This window comes from Chelatococcus sambhunathii (assembly GCF_001418005.1).
Classification (GTDB): Bacteria; Pseudomonadota; Alphaproteobacteria; order Rhizobiales; family Beijerinckiaceae; genus Chelatococcus_A; species Chelatococcus_A sambhunathii.
In genome coordinates this window covers 120,180-143,984 of record NZ_LIOL01000005.1, presented here as the reverse complement: position 1 = coordinate 143,984, position 23,805 = coordinate 120,180, and the positions used below count along the sequence as shown (strand labels likewise).

Annotated in this window: 22 protein-coding genes; 13 read left to right on the top strand and 9 right to left on the bottom strand. The window is 67.3% G+C overall.

The features are described 5' to 3' along the window. Positions 1–11 precede the first annotated feature (11 nt). The gene (locus tag ASC46_RS11720) at positions 12–689 is read left to right on the top strand and encodes a YggS family pyridoxal phosphate-dependent enzyme (RefSeq protein WP_055459641.1); all 678 of its coding nucleotides are present in this window, start codon (positions 12–14) and stop codon (positions 687–689) included. A gap of 230 nt (positions 690–919) precedes the next feature. On the opposite strand, the gene ASC46_RS11715 is transcribed toward ASC46_RS11720, so the two are convergent. Both ASC46_RS11715 and ASC46_RS11710 read right to left on the bottom strand, forming a co-directional pair. Further along, positions 920–1,591 (bottom strand): HAD family hydrolase, encoded by a 672-nt coding sequence (locus ASC46_RS11715; protein ID WP_055459494.1) that lies wholly within the window; start codon positions 1,589–1,591, stop codon positions 920–922. Continuing rightward, positions 1,588–2,160 (bottom strand): L,D-transpeptidase family protein, encoded by a 573-nt coding sequence (locus ASC46_RS11710; RefSeq protein WP_055459493.1) that lies wholly within the window; start codon positions 2,158–2,160, stop codon positions 1,588–1,590. The genes ASC46_RS11715 and ASC46_RS11710 overlap by 4 nt, the downstream gene beginning before the upstream one ends. A 145-nt stretch (positions 2,161–2,305) precedes the next feature. Here ASC46_RS11710 and ASC46_RS11705 point away from each other — a divergent pair, with 145 nt between their 5' ends. From ASC46_RS11705 to ASC46_RS11680, 6 genes are all read left to right on the top strand, one after another. Further along, positions 2,306–2,992 carry a response regulator transcription factor gene (locus tag ASC46_RS11705; RefSeq protein WP_055459492.1) on the top strand — a complete coding sequence of 229 codons (687 nt, stop codon included), beginning with the start codon at positions 2,306–2,308 and terminating at the stop codon, positions 2,990–2,992. A 28-nt stretch (positions 2,993–3,020) separates the two neighbouring features. Beyond that, positions 3,021–3,482, top strand: a complete 462-nt coding sequence (locus ASC46_RS11700) for a cyclic nucleotide-binding domain-containing protein (protein WP_055459491.1) — start codon at positions 3,021–3,023, stop codon at positions 3,480–3,482. A gap of 183 nt (positions 3,483–3,665) precedes the next feature. Beyond that, on the top strand, positions 3,666–4,559 hold the full coding sequence (locus ASC46_RS11695) for a dihydrodipicolinate synthase family protein (protein WP_055459490.1): 894 nt from the start codon (positions 3,666–3,668) through the stop codon (positions 4,557–4,559). A 111-nt stretch (positions 4,560–4,670) separates the two neighbouring features. After that, entirely contained in the window at positions 4,671–5,663 is a 993-nt protein-coding gene (locus ASC46_RS11690; protein ID WP_055459489.1) for a sialic acid TRAP transporter substrate-binding protein SiaP, read from the top strand. A gap of 67 nt (positions 5,664–5,730) precedes the next feature. After that, positions 5,731–6,228, top strand: coding sequence for a TRAP transporter small permease (locus ASC46_RS11685; RefSeq protein ID WP_055459488.1), 498 nt, complete (start codon positions 5,731–5,733; stop codon positions 6,226–6,228). Beyond that, on the top strand, positions 6,225–7,511 hold the full coding sequence (locus tag ASC46_RS11680) for a TRAP transporter large permease (protein WP_055459487.1): 1,287 nt from the start codon (positions 6,225–6,227) through the stop codon (positions 7,509–7,511). Before ASC46_RS11685 ends, ASC46_RS11680 begins: the two co-directional genes overlap by 4 nt. 12 nt (positions 7,512–7,523) lie before the next feature. Here the strand turns inward: ASC46_RS11680 and ASC46_RS11675 are convergent, their stop codons facing one another. Both ASC46_RS11675 and gloB read right to left on the bottom strand, forming a co-directional pair. Next, on the bottom strand, positions 7,524–7,979 hold the full coding sequence (locus ASC46_RS11675; protein WP_055459486.1) for a cupin domain-containing protein: 456 nt from the start codon (positions 7,977–7,979) through the stop codon (positions 7,524–7,526). Then, positions 7,979–8,746 carry a hydroxyacylglutathione hydrolase gene (gene gloB, locus ASC46_RS11670; RefSeq protein WP_096335365.1) on the bottom strand — a complete coding sequence of 256 codons (768 nt, stop codon included), beginning with the start codon at positions 8,744–8,746 and terminating at the stop codon, positions 7,979–7,981. Before gloB ends, ASC46_RS11675 begins: the two co-directional genes overlap by 1 nt. 165 nt (positions 8,747–8,911) lie before the next feature. Here gloB and ASC46_RS11665 point away from each other — a divergent pair, with 165 nt between their 5' ends. From ASC46_RS11665 to ASC46_RS11655, 3 genes are all read left to right on the top strand, one after another. Beyond that, complete coding sequence (locus ASC46_RS11665) at positions 8,912–9,703, top strand: class I SAM-dependent methyltransferase (RefSeq protein ID WP_055459485.1); 792 nt, start codon at positions 8,912–8,914, stop codon at positions 9,701–9,703. Positions 9,704–9,881: 178 nt separating this feature from the next. After that, positions 9,882–10,835: an acetyl-CoA carboxylase carboxyltransferase subunit alpha gene (locus tag ASC46_RS11660; RefSeq protein WP_055459639.1), complete on the top strand. Its 954-nt coding sequence runs from the start codon at positions 9,882–9,884 to the stop codon at positions 10,833–10,835. Between the two features lie 123 nt (positions 10,836–10,958). Continuing rightward, positions 10,959–12,386: a L,D-transpeptidase family protein gene (locus tag ASC46_RS11655; protein ID WP_055459484.1), complete on the top strand. Its 1,428-nt coding sequence runs from the start codon at positions 10,959–10,961 to the stop codon at positions 12,384–12,386. 66 nt (positions 12,387–12,452) lie between these two features. Here the strand turns inward: ASC46_RS11655 and ASC46_RS11650 are convergent, their stop codons facing one another. The 3 genes from ASC46_RS11650 to secA all read right to left on the bottom strand — a co-directional run bounded on the left by ASC46_RS11650 (position 12,453) and on the right by secA (position 18,361). Then, the gene (locus tag ASC46_RS11650) at positions 12,453–14,246 is read right to left on the bottom strand and encodes an SLC13 family permease (protein WP_055459483.1); all 1,794 of its coding nucleotides are present in this window, start codon (positions 14,244–14,246) and stop codon (positions 12,453–12,455) included. 98 nt (positions 14,247–14,344) lie between these two features. After that, entirely contained in the window at positions 14,345–15,478 is a 1,134-nt protein-coding gene (locus tag ASC46_RS11645; protein WP_055459482.1) for an AI-2E family transporter, read from the bottom strand. Between the two features lie 105 nt (positions 15,479–15,583). Next, positions 15,584–18,361: a preprotein translocase subunit SecA gene (gene secA, locus ASC46_RS11640; protein WP_055459481.1), complete on the bottom strand. Its 2,778-nt coding sequence runs from the start codon at positions 18,359–18,361 to the stop codon at positions 15,584–15,586. A 377-nt stretch (positions 18,362–18,738) separates the two neighbouring features. Between secA and ASC46_RS11635 the strand changes: the two genes are divergently transcribed. The 3 genes from ASC46_RS11635 to mutT all read left to right on the top strand — a co-directional run bounded on the left by ASC46_RS11635 (position 18,739) and on the right by mutT (position 21,414). After that, on the top strand, positions 18,739–19,662 hold the full coding sequence (locus tag ASC46_RS11635) for a peptidylprolyl isomerase (protein WP_245280535.1): 924 nt from the start codon (positions 18,739–18,741) through the stop codon (positions 19,660–19,662). A 103-nt stretch (positions 19,663–19,765) separates the two neighbouring features. Then, positions 19,766–21,007, top strand: coding sequence for a bifunctional glutamate N-acetyltransferase/amino-acid acetyltransferase ArgJ (argJ, locus tag ASC46_RS11630; protein ID WP_055459480.1), 1,242 nt, complete (start codon positions 19,766–19,768; stop codon positions 21,005–21,007). Positions 21,008–21,015: 8 nt separating this feature from the next. Beyond that, entirely contained in the window at positions 21,016–21,414 is a 399-nt protein-coding gene (gene mutT, locus ASC46_RS11625; protein WP_055459479.1) for an 8-oxo-dGTP diphosphatase MutT, read from the top strand. Positions 21,415–22,135: 721 nt separating this feature from the next. Here the strand turns inward: mutT and ASC46_RS11620 are convergent. After that, positions 22,136–22,600: an acyl-CoA thioesterase gene (locus ASC46_RS11620; protein ID WP_055459478.1), complete on the bottom strand. Its 465-nt coding sequence runs from the start codon at positions 22,598–22,600 to the stop codon at positions 22,136–22,138. Further along, positions 22,597–23,754: an iron-containing alcohol dehydrogenase gene (locus ASC46_RS11615; RefSeq protein WP_055459477.1), complete on the bottom strand. Its 1,158-nt coding sequence runs from the start codon at positions 23,752–23,754 to the stop codon at positions 22,597–22,599. Before ASC46_RS11615 ends, ASC46_RS11620 begins: the two co-directional genes overlap by 4 nt. Positions 23,755–23,805 lie beyond the last annotated feature (51 nt).

Sequence of the window (23,805 nt, the reverse complement as noted above, 5' to 3'; positions counted from 1 at the left end):
GGGTGAGCACCGTGGACGACAGGGCGCAGCTGGCTGCCGAGCGACTGAGGGCCGTCACGGAATCGATCGCGCGCACGGCGCGCGAAGAAGGGCGCGATCCCGCCTCCGTGACGCTGATCGCGGTGTCGAAGACCTTCACGGCGGAGGCCATCGAGCCGGTGCTCGCAGCCGGCCATCGCGTCTTCGGCGAGAACCGCGTGCAGGAGGCGAAGACGAAATGGCCCGCGCTCAAGGAGCTCTATCGGGATGTCGAGTTGCACCTCATCGGACCGCTGCAGTCGAACAAGGCGCACGACGCCGTCATGCTCTTCGACGTGATCCATTCCCTCGACCGGCCCTCGCTCGCCGAGGCGCTGAAGCGGGAGATGGACAAGACGGGTCGCCGGCCGCGGCTCTTCGTGCAGGTCAACACCGGCGAGGAGGCGCAGAAGTCTGGCGTCGCGCCGGGCGAGGCCGACGCCTTCATCGCGCAGTGCCGCGACGTCTGGAACCTGCCCGTGGTCGGGCTCATGTGCATCCCGCCGGCGGACGAGCCGCCGTCGCCGCATTTCGCCCTGCTCGCCAAGATCGCATCGCGCAACGGGCTCTCCGACCTGTCGATGGGCATGAGCGCCGATTTCGAGCAGGCGGTGATGCTGGGCGCGACCCACGTGCGCGTCGGCAGCGCCATTTTCGGGGCGCGTCATTAGCTCTTGCGGGAGGCCTGGGAACGGCTCCTGGATGCCTCTCAGTCGTCCTGGCCGGGGTTTGTCCCAGCCATCCATGCCTTGCCGCCTCATGCGATCGAAGCGGCGTGGATGCCCGCGACGGGCGCGGGCATGACGGCAGGAGGCGTTGCGCTTCACCGCCCGCAGTTCGGGCCGTGTGAATCGGTCTTCACGGCTCTACCAGCGAGGATCAGGGGCGTTTTCGCTTATCCTCAGGGGCTGCCGCCGAGCCGCGCGTCCAGAACCTCCATCAGCCGCGGGTCGGTAAAGTCGGCGATGGCGAGGCTCGCGCCGGCGGCCTCGAGCGCCTCGGCGCAGAGGGTAGTCATCAGACCGACCACGAAAAGCCCGGCCGCGTGGGCGGATTGCACGCCGGAGGCCGAATCCTCGAAGGCGAGGGAGCGCGTGGCGTCGGCGCGCAGGAGGTCGAGCCCCATGCGGTAGGGCAGGGGATCGGGCTTGGGCCGCGGCAGTTCGTCGCCGATGACGATCGCTTCGAAGCGACGCCCGAGGCCGATGGCGCCGAGCATCATCTCCGCATTGGCGCGCGGCGCATTGGTGACGACGGCGCAGCCGATCGATCGCCTCTCCGCCAGCGCCAGGAAGTCGAGAAGGCCGCGCGCGGGCTGCAACTGGCTCTCGGCCATGGTGCGGAAGGCGGCTTCCTTGGCGTCGGCGAGGCGGATGTGCTCGCTCTCGGGCAGGTCCGGGAACATGTCGCGCATGATCGCGGCATTGGCGCGGCCCTGCACCTCCCGCGCATAGGCCTCCGGCGTGATGCTGCGGCCAAAGCCAGCGAGCATGGCGTTGAAGGCCTCGAAATGCAGGTGGTCGGTTTCGGTCAAGGTGCCGTCGAGGTCGAAGAGAAAGGCGGAGCGGCTCATCGTTTCTGCTTTCGGGGAGGGCATGACCGGCGTGGATCGTTGCCGATCACAAGAAGGGTCCTGGGGCCTAGGCGCGGCAGGAGCCGGTCGAGGTCGGCCCGCCGCAGGGCGACGCAGCCCGCCGTCGGCGCAAAGCCGGGCCGGGCAAGATGCATGAAGATGGCGCTGCCGCGGCCGGGGCGGATGGGGCCGCGGTTGTAGCGGATGTCGAGCACGCGGTCATAAACGTCGTCCTCGCGCCACATGCGCTCGTGGCTCGCCGGATAGGGAAGGCGCACCGGGCGGTTGTAGCGCCGATCGCCGGGCGCGTCGCACCAGCCGTCGTCCGGGCGCGTCCTGCGCGCGGGGAGGCCGGAGCGCGGGCGGGCGCCCTTGTCGGTCCGAAGATAGAGAGCGCCGAGGGCAAAGCGGCCGAGCGGGGTCGCGCCGTCGCCTTCGCGCTTCAAGCGCGCAACGCCGCCCTTGCCGAGCGCGCAAGGCAGCACGACATGTCCTGCGACAACAAGCCCGCGCGAGGCAGCGAGCGGACGTGGAAGGACCCTGACGGTGCGAAGGAAGGTTCGTTTCATCACAAGCCGGTGCATCAACCTCGCCTACTTGTTGCCCGGCGCGGATCGCTTAGTCTAGGACTTCCTCGCCCGGACGCGTCCCTGCGCCGCCGGGCTCACCGGCCAGCGCCAGCGCCGGCATCTCCTGCCCAACAATGGAAGGACCATGCCTCACGCCCGCCATCTGCTCATCGTGGACGACGAGGAAGACCTGCGCGAGACGCTGAGCGAGCAGCTCGCGCTGACCGACGAGTTCACACTCTCCACCGCCGCATCCGGCGCCGAGGCACTCGATGTGGTGAAGGAGAACAACATCGATCTCGTCATCATGGACGTCGGCCTGCCCGACATGGACGGGCGCGACGCCGTCAAGCGCATGCGCGAGGGTGGCTTCCGCAGTCCGGTGATCATGCTGACCGGCCATGCGACCGACAGCGACACGGTGCTCGGTCTCGATGCCGGCGCCAATGATTATGTCGCCAAGCCGTTCCGCTTCGCAGTGCTGCTGGCACGCATCCGCGCCCAGCTTCGCCAGTACGAGGCGAGCGAGGATGCGGTCTTCTCCATCGGGCCCTATACGTTCCGCCCGAGCGCCAAGCTCCTGGTCAGCGAGCGTGGCTCGAAGCTCAAGCTCACGGAGAAGGAGACGGCGATCCTGCGCTTCCTCTATCGTGCCGGGCAGAAGGTGGTAACGCGCGAGGTGCTGCTGGCCGAGGTCTGGGGCTACAACGCCAATGTCACGACCCACACGCTCGAGACGCATATCTACCGCCTCAGGCAGAAGATCGAGCAGGATCCGTCCAACGCGCGCATTCTCGTGACCGAGCAGGGCGGCTACAAACTGATACCGTGATGATCGGAGCGCGGACAGGCGGCCAGACATGGGACTGAATGAGGACATCGCGGCGCTCGAGGCGGTGCCGACCTTCGCCGGGGTCGAGCGCGAGGCGCTGCGGCTCATCGCCTTTGCGGCCGAATCGCGGATCCTGAGGGCCGGTGACGTCCTCTTCCGCCGCGGCGAGCCCGCTGATGGCGGTTATCTGGTGCGATCGGGCGCGATCGCGCTCGATGCGCGCGACGACGGCTCGCCAACGGATCACGTGGTCGGGCCGGGCGTGCTCATCGGCGAACTCGCACTCTTTGCCGAAACAAAGCGGCCGGCGACGGCCATCGCTCGCGAACCGTCCTCCGTGACGAAACTGCCGCGCAGCGTCCTGCGGCGCGTGCTGGTCGAGTTCCCTGACGTGGCCGTCCATTTGCGCGCCATTTTCGCCGAACGGCTGAACGGCATCGCGGCTGATCTCGCTGCCGTGCGGCGCTCCCTCCTGTCCATCGAGCGCTAGTTTTCTCGCCGATCCCCGGCGCCTCCTTCTTCAATATTTCGATGCGGTGAGCCGCCTGAGGTCTGCAGGGGTGGCGGGCGCGCTTGGCGCGGCGCTTGCGCTGTTTCGCGAACGCGCTAACATGTCAGGAAGAACACAAAAGCTGTCCCTGACGATCGCCGGGACGATCCTTGGGAGATCCACGTGAGCGAGGCGCGACGTTTCGGCCTGTCCGCAGCCCTGGTTTCGCCGTTCGACGAGCGGGGCAGGCCCGATCTCGCGCGACTCGTCGGCCAGGCCCGTGCCGTCCTCGCGGAGGGCTGCGACAGCATCACGCTGTTCGGTACGACCGGCGAAGGCTTCTCCATCCCGCTGCGAGAGCGCGCCACCATGCTCGGCGCCGTGGCGGGTGCCGGCATTTCGCTCGATAAGGTCTACGCGGGCGTGTCGGCGACGACCGTGGCCGAGGCCGCCGAACAGGCGGAGCTTGCCCTGTCGGCCGGTGTGCGGGGCCTGCTGGTGGCGCCGCCCTTCTATCTCAAGGGGGTCGACGAAGAGGGACTCTTCGGCTGGTTCAGCGACTTTTTCGGACGCCTCGGCGGCGCGGCGCGCGGCATCATCCTCTACCATATTCCCGGCCAGACGGCGGTGCCCCTGTCGAGCAGCCTGGTGCGGCGCCTGCGCGATGCCTTCAGCGGCGTCATCGCCGGCATCAAGGATTCCTCTGGCGACTGGGCGACGACCGAACGCTTTCTCGCCGATCACGGCGACATCGCCATTCTCGTCGGCGACGAGCGGCTGCTGGCGCGCGCGGTGCGCCATGGCGCCGAGGGCAGTATCTGCGGCCTCGCCAACATCACCCCGGCGCTGCTGCGGCCCCTCGTCCACGAAGGCCGCGACGACCGCCGCGTCAATGCGCTCGTCGAAGCCATCGTGAGCCTGCCGGTGCTGCCGGCGGTTAAGGCCCTTGTCGCCCACCGGCGGGGCGACAAGGGTTATTGTCATGTGCGCCCGCCGCTCGTGCCGCTTGCCGCGGCGGATCGGGAGAAGCTCGTTGCCACCTTCGAGGCCATCACCGGCGAGCCGGCTGGCGCCTGAGATCATCCCGCAGCGGCCTGTCGCCGCTATGGGGCACGGATCGCCCGGCCGCCATCGGCCTGGTCAAGAACGACGGCAAAGCCGCGCCCTGATCCAATGGGAGGACAAACGATGCACGGTGTCAGCAGACGGACGTTTCTCGCGGGCAGTGCGGCGCTCGGGGCCGGCGTATTCATGCCGGCCATCGCCAAGGCCCAGGCCACGGTGATCCGCTGGGGCGAGATGCTGCCCCAGTCACACCCGCAGGTGCAGATGATCGACCGCATCGCGGCCGAGGTGAAGGAGAAATCCGGCGGGCGCATCGACATCCAGAGCTTCCCCAACGGCCAGCTCGGATCGGGCAAGGACATGATGGATGCGGTCGTCTCCGGCGCCCTCGCCTTCACGACGGACGGCGCCGCGGCTCTCGGCGCGCTGCTGCCGCAGCTCTCCGTGATCGAGGCGCCCTACCTGTGGCGCGATGCCGCCCACATGACGAAGGCCGGCTCCTCGCCCATCTTCGCCAAGATGAACGAGGAGCTCGTCCGCCGGCGCGGCCTGCGCATGCTCGCCATCACCTATTACGGCAAGCGCCATCTGACGACGGGCAACAAGGAGGTGCGCTCGGCGGCCGACATGGCCGGCTTCAAGCTGCGCGTGCCGCCGGTCGATACCTTCCGCGCCATGGCCGAGGCCTGGGGGGCGCGCGCGACGCCGATCAACTTCAACGAACTCTACCTCGCCCTGAGCCAGGGGGCGGTCGACGGGCAGGAGAACCCGCTGCCGACGATTCACAGCGCCAAGCTCGCCGAGGTGCAGAAATATCTCGTCCTGACCGGCCACATCATCACGCCGCGGCTCGTCATCGCCAACGAGGCGGCCCTGAAGGGGCTTTCGGCCGAGGACCGCGCGATTCTCGACGCGGCCATCGCCAACGGGGCCCAGTGGCAGGATGCCGAGCTTTCGCGTCAGGAGGGCGAGCTCATCGGCACGCTGAAGACAGCGGGCATGACCATCATCGAGCCCGACGTGGAGAGCTTCCGCAAGCCTGTGCTGGAGCAACTGCCGCCGAAGTTCGAGGAGAAATGGGGCAAGGGAACCTGGGACGCGCTCGCTGCGCTCTGACGTTTCGCCAATCCTCTCCCTTAGCGGGGTCTCCGGCGGGGGACCCCGACCCGACTTCGGAGCTGCCATGCTGCGCCTTGCCGGGCTTTTCGCTGACCGGGCGGTTGCCGCTGCTGCGGTCCTGCTTCTCCTTGCCCTCCTCGCCTGCGTCTTCCTCGGTGTGGTGTTCAGGCTGGTGAACCAGCCGCTCGCCTGGTCCGACGAGATGGCGCAATATCTGATGGTCTGGACCGCCTTCGTCGGCTGGATCCTGGCCGCGCGGCGGCGCAGCCATATCCGCATCATGGTGGTCATCGACAAGCTGCCGACGCCCCTGCGCCGGGCGGCCGAGGTGCTGATCCAGCTCGCGGTCGCTGTGCTCGGCGTGGTGCTCCTGTCGCGCAGCTTCGGGCTGGTCGAGCGCAACTTCGACGTGGAGTGGGTCAGCTTGCCGCTCTCGGCCGCGCTCGTCTACGTGCCGATGCCCGTTGCCGGTGTCGCCATTACGGCACAGGCGCTGATCGAGATCGCAGAAGTGCTCGCCGGGGCCCGCCGGCGGGATTTCGAGGCGGGGGCCGCGCCATGACCGCCGCGATGGCCGAGATCCTCATCGTCTGGTTCGCCGCGCTGCTGCTTGGCCTGCCGCTGTTCGCCTCCATGGGGCTCGCAGCCTTCGCCTTCGTCGTCATCAACGGCATGCCGGTCGACATTGTGCCGCAGAAGATCGCCCAGGCGGCCAATTCCTTCCCCATTCTCGCCGCGCCGCTGTTCATCCTGATGGGCAACATCATGAACTCGGCGGGCATCACCGACCGGATTTTCACGTTCGCCCGCGCCTGCGTGGGCTGGCTGCGCGGCGGCCTGTGCCACGCCAATATCCTCGCGAGCGTGATCTTCGCCGGCATGTCCGGCTCCGCCGTGGCGGATGCGGGCGGCGTGGGCTCGCTCGAGATCAAGGCGATGCGCCAGGAGGGCTACGATCCGGAGACCGCCGCGGCCATCACGGCCGCCTCGGCGACCATCGGGCCGATCATTCCGCCGTCTCTGCCGATGGTCATCTACGGTGTCAGTGCCGACGTCTCCATCGGCGGGCTGTTCCTCGCGGGGGTCATTCCAGGCCTGCTGATGGCGCTCGCGCTCTCCGCCATGGTTACGGTGGTGGCCACGCGGCGCGCCATGCCGCGCCATCCCTTCGAGGGGGTGAAGGCCCTTGCCGTCGCCTATCGGCGGGCGCACTGGGCGCTGATGACGCCAGTCATTCTCTTTGGCGGCATGATGAGCGGCATCATGACACCGACCGAGGCGGCGGCCGTCGCCTCCGTCTATGCACTCTTTCTCGGGCTCGTTGTCTACCGCGACTTCGACCTGCGACAATTGCCACGTATCATCGTCGACACGGTTGAGACGACCGGGATCGTGCTGGCGCTCGTCATGACGGCAGCGGCGCTCGCCTGGTGCCTGTCGATCTCGCGCATCCCGCAGACGCTCGGGCCGCTGATCATCGAGGCCGTGGGCGACCCACTCGTCTTCCTTTTCGTCGTCAACCTGCTGCTGCTCCTTGTCGGCTGCGTGATGGAGGCGCTGGCGGCGATGCTCATCCTCATCCCTATCCTGGTGCCGATTGCAGGGCAGTTCGGCATCGATCCCTTGCAGTTCGGTCTTATTTTCGTGCTCAACTTGATGATCGGCACGATCACGCCCCCCGTCGGTGTCGTTCTCTTCGTTACGGCACGGATTGCCAATATCCGCTTCGAGGCCATGTCGCGGGCCATCGTGCCGTGGATGCTGCCGCTCGCCGCCGTGCTCCTCGCTGCCACCTTCTGGCCGCCGCTGACGACCTGGCTGCCGGCGCTCGTGCTGACGCGGTGAGGCCTCGCCGCCTCAGCGTGGGGCCGGCCGCCAGCCGGCCGGTGCCATCTCGAAGCCGTCGAAGGTGAAGCCCGGCGCCACCGTGCAGCCGACGAGGGTGAAGGCGCCGAGGCTCGTTGCCGTCTGCCACCAGCCCGCCGGCACGACGCATTGCGGCCGCTCGCCCGCCGCAAGATCCGCGCCGAGGCGGTGGGCCTCGGTCTCGTGCCCATCGGGCGACACGGTCAGCACCAGCGGCGCGCCGCAATACCAGTGCCAGACCTCGGCGGCGTCGACGCGGTGCCAGTGGGATGTGCCGCCGGGGCCCAGCAGATAGTAGATCAGTGTCGAAGCGGCGCGCCCGCCCTCCACCGGTTGCGGGTCGCGATAGGTCTCCCGGAACCAGCCGCCCTCCGGGTGGGGCTTAAGATCGAGCAGGCGGACGATGGCCTCCGCCGTAAGCGCTTCCCGTCCGTTCGTCGGCAGCATCAGAACCGGTCCTTCCAGGCGCGGAGCGCGGCGAAGACCTCCGCAGCCGGCCGGCCGGCGAGGTTGACGGCGGCGGCGAGGGCCTGCTCGCGCGCGCGCAGGAAGGGATTGGTCGCCTTCTCCTCGCCGAGGAGGGACGGGACCGTCAATTCGCCCCGTGCCCGTCTCGCCTCGATGTCGGCGGCGCGTTTGGCGAGCGCGGCATTGTCCGGATCGGCGGCAAGCGCGAAGTGCGCGTTCGCGAGCGTATATTCGTGGCCGCAGTAGAGGCGGGTGTCGTCCGGCAGGGCGGCGAGCTTCTCGAGGGTCGCCCACATGTCCGCCGGCGTGCCCTCGAACAGGCGCCCGCAGCCGAGCGCGAACAGCGTGTCGCCGGCAAAGAGGGCCCGCTCGCGTGCGAACCAATAGGCGATATGGCCGAGGGTATGACCGGGCGTGGCGATGACCTCGCCCCGGAGAGCGCCGACCTCGACGACGTCGCCTTCCGCAACCCGCCGGTCGATGTCGCGAATGGCGGCCGCTTCCGCCGCGGGCCCAATGACAGTGGCGCCCGTCTCCCGCTTGAGGCCGGGAATGCCCTCGACGTGGTCGGGATGCTTGTGGGTGACGAGGATGTGCGTCAGACGCCATCCGGTTTCGGCGAGGGCTCGGCGCACCGCGGCCTCCTCCGGGGCGTCGATGGCGGCGCAGGCGCCGCTCGCCGCATCGCGCACGAGGACGCCGATATTGTCGCTGCGGCAGGGAAAGACATGGATGTCGGCTGGCACGATGGTTCTCCTTGGCTTCCGGCCTGCGGGGCGACCCCACGTTCCAGGCGACCTTACAGACTCTGTCCCGCGAGGCGAATCACGGCATCGGTTCTCTCGCGAGACGCGGTCATCTTGCAACCGGCGGTTCCCATCCCGATGATCAGAGGAGAAGGAGGAACTCCCTTGGCGGTCGATGTGGTCGATCTGAGGCATTTCTACGCGAGCCCGCTCGGCGTCGTGGCCCGGCGCCTCGTGCTGCGCGCGGTCGAAGGGCTGTGGAAGGACCTTTCCGGCCAGCGGCTCCTCGGCATCGGCTATGCGACGCCCTATCTCACCGTCCTCAAGGCCGGCAGTGAGCGCACGCTCGCCTTCATGCCGGCGGCGCAGGGCGTGGTGAACTGGCCATCCGCCGGGCCGTCCGCCTCGGCTCTCGTCGAGCCGACCATGCTGCCCCTGCCGGATGCCTGCATCGACCGGGTGCTCGTCGTGCACGCCCTGGAGACGAGCGAGGCGCCGGACGAACTGATGAGCGAGGTGTGGCGTGTGCTGAGCCCGGGCGGCCGGGTCCTTCTCGTCGCGCCCAACCGGCGCGGACTGTGGGCACGCATGGACACGACGCCCTTCGGCCAGGGCCAGCCCTACAGCCGCTCGCAGCTCAACGGGCTCATGCGCCGCACGCTCTTCTCGCCGGAGAACTGGCTGGAGGCGCTCTACGTGCCGCCGTTGCAGCGCCAGCTCTTCCTGCGCTCGGCCGTGGCCTGGGAAAGGGCGGGGGCTGGCCTGTCTCTTCCCTTCGCCGGCGTGCACGTCATCGAGGCGGTCAAGCAACTGCATCGGCCCGTCGCAGTGCGGGCGATGCGGCGCGCGGCGCGGCTGCGTCCCGTGCTGGTGCCGGCCCAGGGGGCTCTGTCCCCGCGCTTCGTGGCGGGTGACGACATGTCGCCGCCGGCCGGGCGGCAGCCGGGCCCTTCCTGAAACACCCATGTTCGAGGACGCGTCGCTCCCCGCCCGGGCCGGCTTCATACCGACTTCGTCTTGACTTGGCGCCAGCCAGTCGCCAAGGTCCGCCCGCGCCGACCCTGCGGGGGTCCTCCGCGGCCAGACGCCGTGGATGGGCCACCCGAAGATGGACAACCCCGGCGCCCCATATCGCATGCGAAGCTATCTGGATTTCGAAAAGCCCGTCGCCGAGCTTGAGGCCAAGGTCGAGGAACTGCGTGCCATGGCCGAAGGCGGCAGCGCTGTGGCCATCGGCGACGAGATCGCTCGCCTCGAGGCCAAGGCGGACAAGGCCCTCGCCGATCTCTACGCCAATCTGACGCCGTGGCAGAAGACGCTCGTGGCGCGCCATCCGCAGCGCCCGCATTTCATCGACTATTGCGCCGCGCTGATCGCGGATTTCACGCCGCTCGCCGGCGATCGCAAGTTCGGCGAGGACGAGGCCATCCTCGGCGGCTTCGGCCGTTTTCGCGGCGAGAGCGTCTGCGTCATCGGCCAGGAGAAGGGTGCCAGCACGGAGGCGCGCCTGCGCCACAATTTCGGCATGGCCAAGCCCGAGGGTTACCGCAAGGCGGTGCGGCTGATGGACATGGCGGACAGGTTCGGCATCCCGGTCATCAGCTTCGTCGATACGGCCGGCGCCTATCCAGGCATCGGCGCGGAGGAGCGCGGCCAGGCCGAGGCCATTGCCCGCTCGACCGAGGCCTGCCTTGCGCTCGGCGTGCCGAATGTTTCCGTCATCATCGGCGAGGGCGGCTCGGGCGGCGCCATTGCACTTGCCACGGCCAACCGCGTGCTCATGCTCGAGCACGCAATCTATTCGGTGATCTCGCCGGAGGGCGCGGCCTCGATTCTGTGGCGCGATTCCTCGCGCGCCCAGGACGCCGCGACCAGCATGAAGATCACCGCACAAGATCTCTTACGCTTTTCGGTCATCGATGGCATTATCCCGGAGCCGTCGGGGGGAGCGCATCGCGATCCGGCGGCAGCCATGAACGCTGCGGGCGATGCGATCGCAGCGGCTTTTCAGGATCTGGCCGGGCTTTCGCCCGACGAGATCCGGTCCTTGCGTGCTGACAAGTTCCTGGCCATCGGGCGCCAGCTTTAACAATCCGTTAACCGCGCCGGTGTGTGGCGGGCACCGGTAAGGTTCGAGTAACGCTAACGGGTTTAAAGCTCAATGGTGCCGGTGTGCCCAGCGCCCGGCATCAGGGAAGCGAGAGGTTGCGTTATGCTCAAGCGATTGCTGCTGGTCTCGACGATGGCTCTTGCGGTGGCAGCCTGTGAGGACGACGCCACCTACTCGCGCAGCGTGCGTGCCTCCCAGCCCGTTCCGAGCAAGACGCTCTCCCTCATGGAGCAGAAGGACATGTCGCGGTACGCGCCGGTCCTGATCCGCTCCTACAAGAAGGAATCGGAGCTTGAAGTCTGGAAGCAGACCAAATCCGGCAAATACGCGTTACTGAAGACGTTTCCCATCTGCCGCTGGTCGGGCCAGCTCGGTCCGAAGAAACGCGAGGGCGACCGGCAGGCGCCGGAAGGCTTCTATGCCATCACGCCAGCCCAGCTCAATCCGAACTCGAGCTATTATCTCTCGTTCAACATGGGCTATCCCAACGCCTACGATCGCGCCTACGGTCGCACGGGTGCCCATCTCATGGTCCACGGTGCCTGCTCATCGGCCGGCTGTTATTCGATGACCGACGAGCAGATCGCCGAGGTCTATGCCATCGTGCGCGAGGCTTTCGCCGGCGGACAGAAGGCGGTGCAGATGCAGGCGATGCCGTTCCGCATGACGGCGGAGAATCTCGCCAAGCATCGCTACGACCCGAACATGGCCTTCTGGCGCAACCTGAAGGAAGGTGCGGATCACTTCGAGGTGACGAAGCAGGAACCGCAGGTTGCCGTCTGCGGCAAGCGCTACGTCTTCAACGCCAGGCCGGCCGATGGCCAGCGCCTCGATCCCTCCGCGGCCTGCCCGCCGCTCAATGTCGACGAGGACATCGCCGTGGCCGTGGCGCAGAAGCAGCGCGCCGACGAAGCGAAGGTCGCCGATCTCGTCAACAGCGGCACCAAGGCCATCAAGCTGGTCTATGCCGATGGAGGCCAGCACGAATCCTTCCGCCGCCGGACGGCAGCCGTTGCCGAAAGCAACGTTGGCGTCTTCGCCCAGTCCAGCCGGCCGGAGTTCGAAGTCAGCCGGCCTGATGCGCTGGAAAGCGGGCCGCAGGTCGTGGAGCTCGACAGCAGCGGCCGGGAACGGCCGGTCGAGACCTCCAAGCCAGTCCAGATCGCGACATCGCTCCCTGCTGGGCCCGTAGCAGCGCCGGCTTCGGCCGCCCCTGCTGCGATGCCGGTCGTCACGGCCCCTGCGCCACAGGCGCAACCTGTCGTCGCCTCGGCGTCGAGCGGGCGGCCGCTCGTCGATCGCATCCTTTCCTTCGGTGGTCTTTTCGGCTCCAAGGACGAGCCGCAGGCCGAGACCGCGGCGATGCCGGCACCGGCCGAGGCGCCGCTGCCGCCGCGCCGTCGCGGCGCCGATGCCTCTTCGGGGGCCGCCAACAAGAAGGATCGGCAGGCTGTGCTGCCGCCCGTAATGCATGGCGCCCAGGCGGCCCTGCCCTCGCGTCTGTCGGCCCATTGGGAACAGACCAACTGACTTTTCCGCCCGATCCGAATCGGGAGAGAAGCGGCCGTCTCCGACGGCCGCTTTCGTTTTGCGGCGTTACAGCGGCCAAACGACGAGGATGACAGGGATCGACACGCTCACCATCAGGATCTCGAGCGGAAGGCCGAGACGCCAGTAATCGCCGAAGGAATAGCCGCCGGGACCCATGATAAGCGTGTTGTTCTTGTGGCCGATGGGTGTGAGGAAGGCGAGCGAGGCGGCGACGACCGTCGCCATCAGGAAGGCGTCGGGATTGACCGACAACGTCCGTGCCGTCTCGATGGCCACAGGGCCCGCGATGACCATGGTCGCGACATTGTTCAGCATGTCCGACAGGATGACGGTGACGAGCATCAGGCCGACGAGGGCGACCACGGGCGAGTGGCCCTGGGTCACAGCGACGATCAGGTTGGCGACGAGAGCCGTGCCGCCGACGCTCTCGAAGGCGGCGCTGAGCGGCAGGAGGGCGGCGAGCATAACGACGACCGGCCAGTCTACCTGGTCGTAGACCTCGCGCGGCGTCACGAGGCCCGTGGCGGCATAGCCGACGACGGCGATGGCGATGGCGGTGGTGAAGGAGATGAAGCTGGTGCTTGCCGCGATGATCGCCCCGATGAACAGGCCGAGCGCGACCACGACGCGCCAAGTACGCGCCGCCTGAACGCTCGTTTCGCTGAGCGGCATGGTGCCGAGCCAGTTGACGACATGGGCGAGCGCGGCCTGAGGCCCGGTCAGCAGCAGCATGTCGCCCGGCTCGATGATGCGCGAGCTGATCCGTTCGCGGAAGGTGCGTCCCTGCCGGGAGATGCCGAGCAGAGTCACGCCGAAGCGCGAGCGCAGGCGGAAGGCCTCGGCCGATCGCCAGGCAATGCGGGAATCGGCCCGCACCACGGTCTCGACCAGGGCCGGTTCGCCGGCGCGGGCGGCATCCTCCGCCTCCGGCGCATCGACCGAGATATCGTCCTTGGCCTGCTCGAGCGCGAGGGCCTTGATGAAGGCGGCGACCGCGTCGGCCGAGCCTTCGACCTCGAAGAGATCGCCTTCGCGGATGGTGGCGAAGCGGGCACGCCCGGGTAGGCGCCGCCCGTCGCGGATCAGGCCCAGGATGACGACGTCGGCCGCCTCGCTCTCGTCGTCGAGCTGGGCTACAAGGCGCCCGATGGCCGGCGATTGGGGCGAGACCGCAAGCTCGACGACGAAGTCGTCGATGCGGGCCGGCTCTGGCACCTGCCGACCTGCCTTAGCACGGGGAATGAGGCGCCAGCCGCCGAAGGCGATGAAGAGAATGCCGGTAATGGCACAGACGAGCCCGACGGGAGCGAAGTCGAACATCCTGTAGGGCGCCCCCAGCGCATCCTGACGGAAGGTGGATGCGACGATGTTCGGCGGGGTACCGATGAGCGTGACGAGGCCGCCGAGGATCGTGGCGAAGGCGAGCGGCATCAACGTCAGCCGCGGCGAGCGGCCGGCCTTGCGGGCGGTATTGATATCGATCGGCATCAACAGCGCCAGCGCCGCGACATTGTTGATGAAGGCCGACAGGGCGGCGCCCACACCGCCGATGACAGCGATATGAACAGCGATGGGGCGACCGGGCCGGACGATCCGCCGGGCGATGATGGAGAGGGCGCCGCTGTTCTCGAGCGCACGCGAGGCGATGAGCACGAGCGCGACGACGATCACGGCCGGATGGGCGAAGCCGCTGAAGGCATCCTTTTCCGGCACGACGCCGACGATCACTCCGATGAGAAGACCCGCCATGGCGACGAGGTCGTGTCGGATGCGCCCCCAGAGCAGCAGGGCAAGAACGCTGCCCATAAGGGCGAAGAGGATCATCTGCGGTTGCGTCATGCAGCCTCACGGATGCGGCAAGACTGGCGGGCGCCAGTCTCAGTCGGATGGCGGATCCGGTTGGTGATAGTGGCCGGCCGGAGGGGCCGCGCGCAAGATCAGCCCGGCAGGCTCACCTCATCCTTGGGGAAAACGTGCTCGAGGACCACGACCGCGACGATGAGGATCGGCACCGCCAGGAACGCACCGATGGGCCCCCAGATCCATGTCCAGAAGGCTACGGCAAGAAAGATGATGAACGGGTTCAGCGTGAGGCGGCGGCCGACGATGCTCGGCGTGATGAACTGGCCCTCGAGTGTTGTCAGCGCGAGGAAGACGACCGGTGGCAGAACCGCCATGCCGAGCGTCTCGAAGGATACGAGGCCGACGGCGAAGATCGTTAGCGTCGTGAGGACCGCGCCGATATAGGGGACGAAGTTCAGCATGAAGGCGAGCAGACCCCACAACGCGGGGCTGGGCAGGCCGATGAGCCACATGGCGATGCCGGTTGCGATGCCAAGTCCAGCGTTGATCATCGTGACGGTGCCGAGATAGCGGCCGAGGGCCCGCTCGATATCCGAGACGATCTGCAGCGCCATAAGGCGTGCCTCGCGCGTCATGAAGCCAACGACGAGCCGGCGCTTCATCTGAGCCCGCCCGGCGAGGAAGAAGACGAGGGTGCCGGCGAAGAGAAGGAACTGCGCCACGGCTGGTGTTGCTGCGGCGAGCACCGTCTCCAGAAGCGAAGTCTCGCTCACCTGAACGTCGATCACGCCGCCCCGGCCGACATCGGACAGGCCGCGTTCGATGCGCCGCAGGAAGCCCATGGGTTCGCGCAGGGCCTGAAAGCGCTCCTCGAGGATTCCGCCGAGTTCCGGCGCGCGCTCGACCCACATGTTGACCTGATCGGAGAAGGTGAGCGCCAGAAGATAAAGGGCCGCGACGAAGATCGACACGAGACCGATGGAGCCGAGGAAGGGTGGAACGCCCCGGCGCGCCATGTGCTCCACCAGGGGGCCGACGATGCTGCCGACGATGATCGCGGCGCAGACGGGTGCTGTGACCGCCCGTGTCGCCATCAGTACCGCGCCGAAGGTCATCACGAAGATGCCGATCACCGCAAGGCGCGCGATCGTCTTCCAAAACAGTTCCTCGTCGACGGGCGTCGTCCCGGCCGGATCGGTGACAGGCGCATCCCGACGGTGGGACAATGCAGGCCAGCGCAGCCGACGCCTGTAGTTTCGCAGATCCATGGCGACCGCCCGTTTCCGCCCGCACGCCACCGCGCGATGGCTGTGCGAAGCAACGTGCCGCCGGCCATATTGTTCCGCGCATCCGCTGCCGCCTCGGCGGGCGGGTCAGGCGAAGGCTCCGTGGCAGTGCTTATACTTCTTGCCTGATCCGCAGGGGCAGGGGTCGTTGCGCCCGACCTTGCCCCAGGTCGCGGGATCGTTCGGATCGCGCGCTGCCTGTGCGCCCGTTTCGTTCGCGATCGGGGCCAGTGCGAGCGCCAGCTCGTCCTCGCCCGTGAGCGGGTCGAGGTGGTGCGCCTGCATGGGCGGTAGCTGCGCCTCGGTCGGGGGTTGGAACATCACTTCGACGCGCATGAGCTGGGCCGTCACGTGCTCGCGCAGATGGTCGATGAGGCCGTCAAAGAGCTGGAATGCCTCGGCCTTGTATTCGTTGAGCGGATCGCGCTGGGCGAGGCCACGCCAGCCGATGACCTGCCGGAGGTGATCGAGGGTGACGAGATGCTCGCGCCAGAGATGGTCGAGGGTCTGCAGCAACACCTGCTTCTCGACATAGGTCATGACCTCGGGCGTATTCTTCTCGAGTCGGGCCGCATAGGCCTCGTTCGCGGCTTTCAGCAGGCGCTCGCGCATCTCCTCGTCGGCAATGCCCTCCTCCTTCGCCCAGTCGGCGACGGGAATATCGAGGTTGAGGATCCGACCGACGCTTTCCTCCAATCCGGCGACGTCCCACTGCTCGGGATAGGCACCCTCGGGGATATGCTTGGCGACGATGTCGTCTATGACCGTCTGGCGCATGTCGTCGATGGTTTCACGCACCGACGCGGCTGCCATGAACTCCCGACGTTGCTCGAAGACGACCTTGCGCTGGTCGTTCATGACGTTGTCGTACTTCAGGATATTCTTGCGAATGTCGTAGTTGCGCGCTTCGACCTTGCCCTGCGCCTTCTCGATGGCCTTGTTGATCCACGGATGGATGATGGCCTCGTCCTCCTTCAGCCCGAGTCTCTGAAGCATGCCGTCCATGCGGTCGGAGCCGAAGATGCGCATCAGGTCGTCCTGAAGCGACAGGTAGAACTTGGAGCGGCCGGGATCGCCCTGGCGACCGGAGCGGCCGCGCAGCTGGTTGTCGATGCGCCGGCTCTCGTGGCGCTCGGTGCCGAGCACGTAGAGGCCACCGGCCTCGAGCGCGCGCTGCTTGAACTGGGCAACCTCAATGCGGATCGCCTCTTCCTTCGCCCGGCGCTCCTCGCCCTCGGGCATTTCACCGAGCTCGTGGGCGATGCGCATGTCGGCATTGCCGCCGAGCTGGATGTCCGTGCCGCGGCCGGCCATGTTGGTGGCGATGGTGATGGCGCCCGGCACGCCGGCCTGGGCGACGATGAAGGCCTCCTGCTCGTGGAAGCGCGCGTTGAGCACGGCGAAATGCTTGGACGGCTTGCCCGAGCGGGCCGCCTCGAACAACGGTTTCAGGGCATCCTCCCGGCCGAAGTCGATCTGCTTGAAGCCGCTGCGGGAGAGCGCTCCCGCGAGCTGCTCCGACTTCTCGATGGAGGTCGTGCCGACGAGGATCGGCTGGCCCTTCGCGGAGGCAGCCTCGATCTCGCGGATGATCGCCTTGTACTTCTCCTCGGCGGTCCGATAGACCTCGTCGTCCTCGTCGAGGCGCTGCACGGGCAGGTTGGTCGGAATCTCGACCACCTCGAGCCGATAGATGTCGGCGAACTCGTCGGCCTCGGTCGCCGCAGTACCGGTCATGCCGGCGAGCTTGTCGTAGAGGCGGAAATAGTTCTGGAAGGTGATGGACGCGAGCGTCTGGTTCTCCGGCTGAATCTGCACGCGCTCCTTGGCCTCGAGCGCCTGGTGCAGGCCTTCCGAATAGCGCCGCCCCGGCATCATGCGGCCGGTGAACTCGTCGATGATGACCACCTCGCCGTTGCGGACGATGTAGTCCTTGTCGCGTTGGAAGAGCGTGTGGGCGCGCAGCGCTTGGTTGACGTGGTGGACGATGGTCGCGTTGTTCGCCTCGTACAGTGAGCCCTCCTTGAGGATGCCCGCCTCCTCGAGGAGCTGCTCGATGTGCTCGTTGCCCTTCTCCGTGAGGGAGACGGCGCGCTGCTTCTCGTCGACCTCGTAGTCTTCTTTGACGAGCTTCGGGATCACCGCGTCGATGGCATTGTAGAGCTCGGAGCGGTCGTCGAGCGGTCCCGAGATGATGAGCGGCGTTCGCGCCTCGTCGATGAGGATCGAGTCGACCTCGTCGACGATGGCGAAGTTGTGCCCGCGCTGCACCATCTGCGCGAAATCATACTTCATGTTGTCGCGCAGGTAGTCGAAACCGTATTCGTTGTTCGTGCCGTACGTGATGTCGCAGGCGTAGGCGGCCTTGCGCTCACCGTCATCGAGCCCGTGGACGATGATGCCGACGGTGAGGCCCAGGAAGCGATAGACGCGGCCCATCCATTCGGCGTCGCGGCGGGCGAGATAGTCGTTGACGGTGACGACGTGCACGCCCTTGCCGGAGAGCGCGTTGAGATAGGTCGGCAGGGTGGCGACGAGCGTCTTGCCCTCACCGGTACGCATCTCGGCGATGCCGCTCTCGTGCAGCACCATGCCGCCGAGGAGCTGGACGTCGAAGTGGCGCTGGCCGAGCACGCGCTTGGCCGCCTCGCGCACGGTGGCGAAGGCGGGCACCAGAAGGTCGTCGAGGCTGCGCCCGGCCGCGACCTGGCGCCTGAACTCCTCGGTGCGGGCGCGCAGCGCCTCGTCGCTCAGCGCCGCAAGCTCGGGCTCGAGCGCGTTGATGGCCGCAACCTTCGGCTTGTACGCCTTGAGACGGCGATCGTTGGCCGAGCCGAAGATTTTTTTTGCGAGAGCGCCGAACATCGATGGCCTTTCCGGACGGTACAGATCTTGCGGTACTATCTTGCGCGCGGGTCATGCGCCCGAGGAGCCGCCGAGCGGGCGGAACTCCTATCGTCGCGCGACAATTACCCGGCGCGGGCGCGCCGGTCCAGCACAAGCTCTGAAGGTTGCGCGTCGCTGGTCCGCCGGGATGCCGTCGGGCGGGCGAGACCCTCGCGCCACATGGGATCGAGCCACCGCAATGTCAACGCTTTCAACAGCGGGAGGGGCGCGTCCCGGACGATTTGTCCCTTGCAAAGCGCCGACGCTTCGGCCACTCATGCCGACCATGATGCCGGCCGGCCCAGCGCGAGCGGCCCGTCGGCCCATGTCCCATGCTGCTCGCGCCGGACCGATCCATGAAACGATTTCGCCCGCATGCCCTCGTCCTGCTGACCGGTGCCGCTTTCCTCGCAGGTGCGGCGGCCACGGCCCAGACGTCGGCGCCGGCGCAGCCGGCACCCGCGCAGAGCCAGGCAGCGGATGAGGCGAAGGTGCTCGCCCGTGTCGACGGCGAGCCCATCACCGCCCTCGATCTCGAGATCGCGGCGCAGGATCTCGGCGACCGGCTGCCGGCCATGGCCGACGCCCAGCGGCAGGACTATCTCATCGGCTATGTTATCGACCTCAGGCTCGGCGCCAAGGCCGCAAGGGCCGCGAAGGTCGATGCCGCGCCCGACTTCGAGCGTCGCTTGGCCTATTACCGCGACAAGGTGCTGCTCGACGAATACCTGCAGAGGCAGGTCGAGCAGGCCGTCACGCCGGAGGCCGCCAAGGCGCTCTACGACGAGACGATGAAGAACCTGAAGCCGGAGGACGAGGTGCGTGCCCGGCATATCCTCGTCGAGAACGAGGAAGATGCCAAGAAGGTCGTCGCACGCATCGAGGCGGGCGAGGACTTCGCCAAGGTCGCCGGCGAGATGTCGAAGGATCCCGGCTCGGCCAGGGAGGGCGGCGATCTCGGCTATTTCACGAAGGACCGGATGGTGAAGGAATTCGCCGAGGCCGCCTTCGCGCTCGCGCCCGGCAAGGTCTCGGCACCGGTCAAGTCGCAGTTCGGCTGGCACGTCATCAAGGTCGAGGACAAGCGCGAGAAGCCGCTGCCGACCTTCGACGAGGTCAAGGAGCAGGTCGAGGCCTATCTCGCCCGCAAGGCGCAGCAGGACCTCATCCTCGCCCTGCGCAAGGACGCCAAGATCGAGCGCCTCGACAAGGCCGACGGTGCAAAGCCCGGCGAGAAACCGGCCGAGGGCGCGACGCCCGCCGAGCCGAAGAAGAACTGAGCAGGAACCGAGGCACCTTCCTCGCGGGCCGGCCCGTCCGGGCCCGGCGCGCGAGGTTCCGCCGCCCGAGAGGGCACCGCACAAGGGCATCCCGAGGCATCCGATGTCCACTACCGTCTCCCCGCTTGCTCCGAAATCCGTGCCTGACATGCCCGCCGTCGAGGGCGTGCGCTTCGCGACCGCCGCGGCCGGCATCCGCTACAAGAACCGCACCGATGTGCTGATGGCGGTGTTCGACGAGGGTACGACGGCGGCGGGCGTCTTCACCCGCTCCAAATGCCCGTCGGCCGCGGTCGACTGGTGCCGGGAGCACCTGGCTGCCGGTACGGCGCGGGCCCTCGTAGTCAATTCCGGCAATGCCAATGCCTTCACCGGCATGAAAGGGCGCGACGCGGTGGCTCTGACGGCGAAGATCGCCGCCGCTGCCGCCGGTTGCCGTCCGGAGGAGGTGTTTCTCGCCTCCACCGGTGTCATCGGCGAACCGCTCGATGCGACGAAGTTCGAGGGCGTGCTGGCCGACTGCGTGAAACGTGCCGCGGGCGGGCCGTGGATCGAGGCGGCCTGCGCCATCATGACCACGGACACCTTTCCGAAGGTGGCGACGCGCACGGTCAATCTCGGTGGCGTGCCGGTGACCATCAACGGCATCGCCAAGGGGGCGGGCATGATCGCGCCGGATATGGCGACCATGCTGTCCTTCGTCGTCACCGATGCACCGATCGCCGCGCCCGTCCTGCAGCGCCTCCTGGCGCGCGGTGTCGAAGGCACCTTCAACGCGGTGACGGTGGACGGTGACACCTCGACCTCCGACACCTTGATGCTGTTCGCCACCGGCGCGGCGGCGAAGCGCGGCGCGCCCCGCATCAACGAGGCAGGTGATCGCAGGCTCGCCGCCTTCCGCAAGGCGCTCGGCGAGCTCCTGCTCGATCTCGCCCAGCAGGTGGCGCGGGACGGCGAGGGCGCGCGCAAGTTCGTCGCCGTCACCGTCGAGGGGGCGGTCAGCGCCGCCTCGGCCCGGCGCATCGCCTTCTCAATCGCCAATTCGCCGCTGGTGAAGACGGCGGTGGCCGGCGAGGACGCCAACTGGGGCCGTATCGTCATGGCCGTGGGCAAGGCCGGCGAGCCGGCCGAGCGCGATAGGCTCGCCATCTTCTTCGGCAACATCCGCGTGGCGCATGAAGGGGCGCGCGATCCCGCCTATGACGAGGCCGCCACCTCCGCCTACATGCAGGGCGAGGAGATCGCCATCCGGGTCGATCTCGGCCTCGGCCGCGGCAAGGCGACGGTGTGGACCTGCGACCTGACGAAGGACTATGTCGCCATCAACGGCGACTACCGCTCGTGAGGCGGGGCATGAAGCTCGTCCTCGTCGCCGCCTGCGCCCTTCTCGACGTGGACGGGCGCGTGCTCATCGCCCAGCGGCCCGAGGGCAAGCAACTCGCCGGCCTGTGGGAGTTCCCCGGCGGCAAGGTGGAGCCCGGCGAGCGGCCGGAGGAGACGCTGATCCGCGAGCTTCACGAGGAACTCGGCATCACCGTCGCGGAGCCGTGCCTCGCCCCGCTCACCTTCGCGAGCCACGCCTACGAGAGCTTTCATCTCCTGATGCCGCTCTACGTCTGCCGGCGCTGGGAGGGCACGCCCATGTCGCGCGAGGGGCAGGCGCTCAAATGGGTGATGCCGAACCGCTTGCGCGACTACCCCATGCCCCCGGCCGACGAACCGCTGATCCCGCATCTGATTGCGCTAATGTGAGCGCGCTTAGATTTGCCGGCTATAGTTTTCGGCGATGTGTCTCAAAAGCTACAAGCGGATTTTGGATTATCCAATCTATCCACAATCTGCACATTTTGCTTTTTGCGAGCGAATGCGTTGAGGGCTCTGCGCAAAAATGCGCTTCTAATCCAACACCCTAGCCGCGTTCTTATGAACGAAAGCGCTCAATCGAAGTGCAACCAGCCTACCAAGGTATTGCGATGAGAACTTTCCCAGAACGGGAAAGTCGAGCGGAACCTTGACAGGTTTCCGAGTCGATCTGATTATTATCAGAGCGATTCCATATCGCGAAAAGGGAAGGCTCGCTCCGCTGCAACGGAGCGAGCCTTGAATGAAGCGGCCCTGTTGGGGCAACTTGATGTGATCACGTACGCACACTGCGTGTGTTCGCGTTCGCTGTCAACCCCCTATGGGCCTCATATAAGGACAGGCTATATGACGGCACGTAGGCCCAGTTATAAGTTAACGTTTGAAGACGCAGTTCAAATCCATCTGCGAATTCAGGCAGGTGAATTGCAAAGTCGAATCGCCGCTGATTACGACGTCAATGGCGGTCGGATTTCTGAAGTAAATACCGGCAAGTTGCATCCTGGAAGTGCCGATGTTGCGCGACAGCGCTACGGCAGTCACCGTGCAGCCTGAACATTAGAAAGGATGGGCGGCTATTGCCGCCCATCCGCGTCTAAATGTTAGTCGCTGTTTAATGGCTGGCTAATTTCTGCAGCGCCATCCTGATCTTGTCCGAGATTTCCACAGGCCTCTGGCTGTCTCGTTCCACATAGACATGGACGAAGTGGCCGCGCGCCACGGCCTCGTCCGCGCCGGCGCGGAACACGGCGACGTCGTAAGTGACGGACGAGCGGCCGAGGCGGGAGACCGCGAGTCCGACCTCGAGCGTGTCAGGATAGGCGGTGCTCGCGAAATAGGTGAGGCCGGTTTCCGCGACGAGGAAGACGTGCGGGCTCGTGGCGATGTCGATGAGGCCGTTCTCGATGAGGAAGCGGTTCACCGCCGTGTCGAGATAGCCGTAGTAGACCACGTTGTTGACGTGGCCGTAGGCGTCGTTGTCGTGCCAGCGCGTCTCGATGGGGTGGAAGTGGCGATAGGCCGCGCGGCCGGGCCGCGTCCGCCGGGCCTTGGCCGGCGCGGGCGGATAATGGTTCACCAGGCGGCCTCGTAGATGGAGAGGGCGTCGGCCTCGCTGAGGGGACGCGGGTTGTTGACGAGCAGGCGGGTCTGCTTCATCGCGTCATGCGCCAGCCGGGCGAGATCCTCCCGCGGGATGCCGACGTCGCGCAGGCGTTGGGCGAGGCCGACCTCCTCGCACAGGTGCGTGAGTGCCTCGACGAAGGCCTCGGCCCGCCGTGCCACGGGCACCTCGGCGAGCCAGGGAAAGGCGCATGGGGCGATCTCGGCATAGGCGCGGCCGCAGGTCTCGGCGTTGAAGCGCAGCACGTGCGGCAGCACCAGCGCATTCGAGAGGCCGTGCGGCACATGGTAATGGCCGCCGACCGGATAGGCGAGGGCGTGCACGGCTGCGACCGGCGAATTGGCAAAGGCCTGGCCGGCGAACATGGCGCCGAGCAGCATGTTGGCGCGCGCCTCCACATGCGTGCCCTCGCGCACGGCCGAGCGGATGTCGCCGCCGAGGAGCCTCAGCGCCTCCTTGGCGAGCAGGCGCGAGACGGGATTGTTGTTGGCGCTCGCCGAGGTATAGGCCTCGATGGCGTGCACCATGGCATCGATCCCCGTCGCCGCCGTCACGTGATGCGGCAGCGCATAGGTGAGCTCCGGGTCGAGCAGGGCGATGTCCGGCAGGAGGACGGGCGAGACGACGCCCTTCTTCTCCGCTTCGCCGGTGGTGACGATGGAGATCGGCGTCACCTCGGAGCCAGTGCCCGCCGTCGTCGGTACCAGCATCAGCGGCAGGCGCGGCCCCCTGACCTGGCCGACGCCGTAGATCGAGGAGAGCTCCTCCTCGCCGCGGGCGAGCAGCGCCACGAGTTTGGCGACGTCCATGGACGAGCCGCCGCCGAAGCCGATGACCCCTTGCACCCCTTCGCGCCGCGCCTGTTCGGCCGCAGCGAGCACCACCTTCTCGGGCGGGTCGGCCATCACACCGTCGAAGATGGTCACGGCGATGCCCGCCGCCGCCAGGGACGCGAGCGCACCTTCGTGCAGCTTCGCGTCGACGATGCCTCGGTCGGTGACGAGAATGACGCGCGCGCCGAGCTGGTCGCGGACGATGTCGCCGATCTGGGCAATGCTGCCGGCCCCGAAGACGACCGTTTTCGCCGTGCTGAAGGTGAAGGGGTGCATCGCCTCCTCCCGTCCCGGGCGGGAACTCGTTCCGAAGCCGGTTTCCTGGGA

Coding starts and splice junctions, on each gene's coding strand:
- ASC46_RS11715 (WP_055459494.1), bottom strand. CDS start 1,591: ATGAGCCGCTCCGCCTTTCTCTTCGACCTCGACGGCACCTTGACCGAA.
- ASC46_RS11710 (WP_055459493.1), bottom strand. CDS start 2,160: ATGAAACGAACCTTCCTTCGCACCGTCAGGGTCCTTCCACGTCCGCTC.
- ASC46_RS11705 (WP_055459492.1), top strand. CDS start 2,306: ATGCCTCACGCCCGCCATCTGCTCATCGTGGACGACGAGGAAGACCTG.
- ASC46_RS11700 (WP_055459491.1), top strand. CDS start 3,021: ATGGGACTGAATGAGGACATCGCGGCGCTCGAGGCGGTGCCGACCTTC.
- ASC46_RS11690 (WP_055459489.1), top strand. CDS start 4,671: ATGCACGGTGTCAGCAGACGGACGTTTCTCGCGGGCAGTGCGGCGCTC.
- ASC46_RS11685 (WP_055459488.1), top strand. CDS start 5,731: ATGCTGCGCCTTGCCGGGCTTTTCGCTGACCGGGCGGTTGCCGCTGCT.
- ASC46_RS11680 (WP_055459487.1), top strand. CDS start 6,225: ATGACCGCCGCGATGGCCGAGATCCTCATCGTCTGGTTCGCCGCGCTG.
- ASC46_RS11675 (WP_055459486.1), bottom strand. CDS start 7,979: ATGCTGCCGACGAACGGACGGGAAGCGCTTACGGCGGAGGCCATCGTC.
- ASC46_RS11660 (WP_055459639.1), top strand. CDS start 9,882: ATGCGAAGCTATCTGGATTTCGAAAAGCCCGTCGCCGAGCTTGAGGCC.
- ASC46_RS11655 (WP_055459484.1), top strand. CDS start 10,959: ATGCTCAAGCGATTGCTGCTGGTCTCGACGATGGCTCTTGCGGTGGCA.
- ASC46_RS11650 (WP_055459483.1), bottom strand. CDS start 14,246: ATGACGCAACCGCAGATGATCCTCTTCGCCCTTATGGGCAGCGTTCTT.
- ASC46_RS11645 (WP_055459482.1), bottom strand. CDS start 15,478: ATGGATCTGCGAAACTACAGGCGTCGGCTGCGCTGGCCTGCATTGTCC.
- secA (WP_055459481.1), bottom strand. CDS start 18,361: ATGTTCGGCGCTCTCGCAAAAAAAATCTTCGGCTCGGCCAACGATCGC.
- ASC46_RS11635 (WP_245280535.1), top strand. CDS start 18,739: ATGAAACGATTTCGCCCGCATGCCCTCGTCCTGCTGACCGGTGCCGCT.
- argJ (WP_055459480.1), top strand. CDS start 19,766: ATGTCCACTACCGTCTCCCCGCTTGCTCCGAAATCCGTGCCTGACATG.
- mutT (WP_055459479.1), top strand. CDS start 21,016: ATGAAGCTCGTCCTCGTCGCCGCCTGCGCCCTTCTCGACGTGGACGGG.
- ASC46_RS11615 (WP_055459477.1), bottom strand. CDS start 23,754: ATGCACCCCTTCACCTTCAGCACGGCGAAAACGGTCGTCTTCGGGGCC.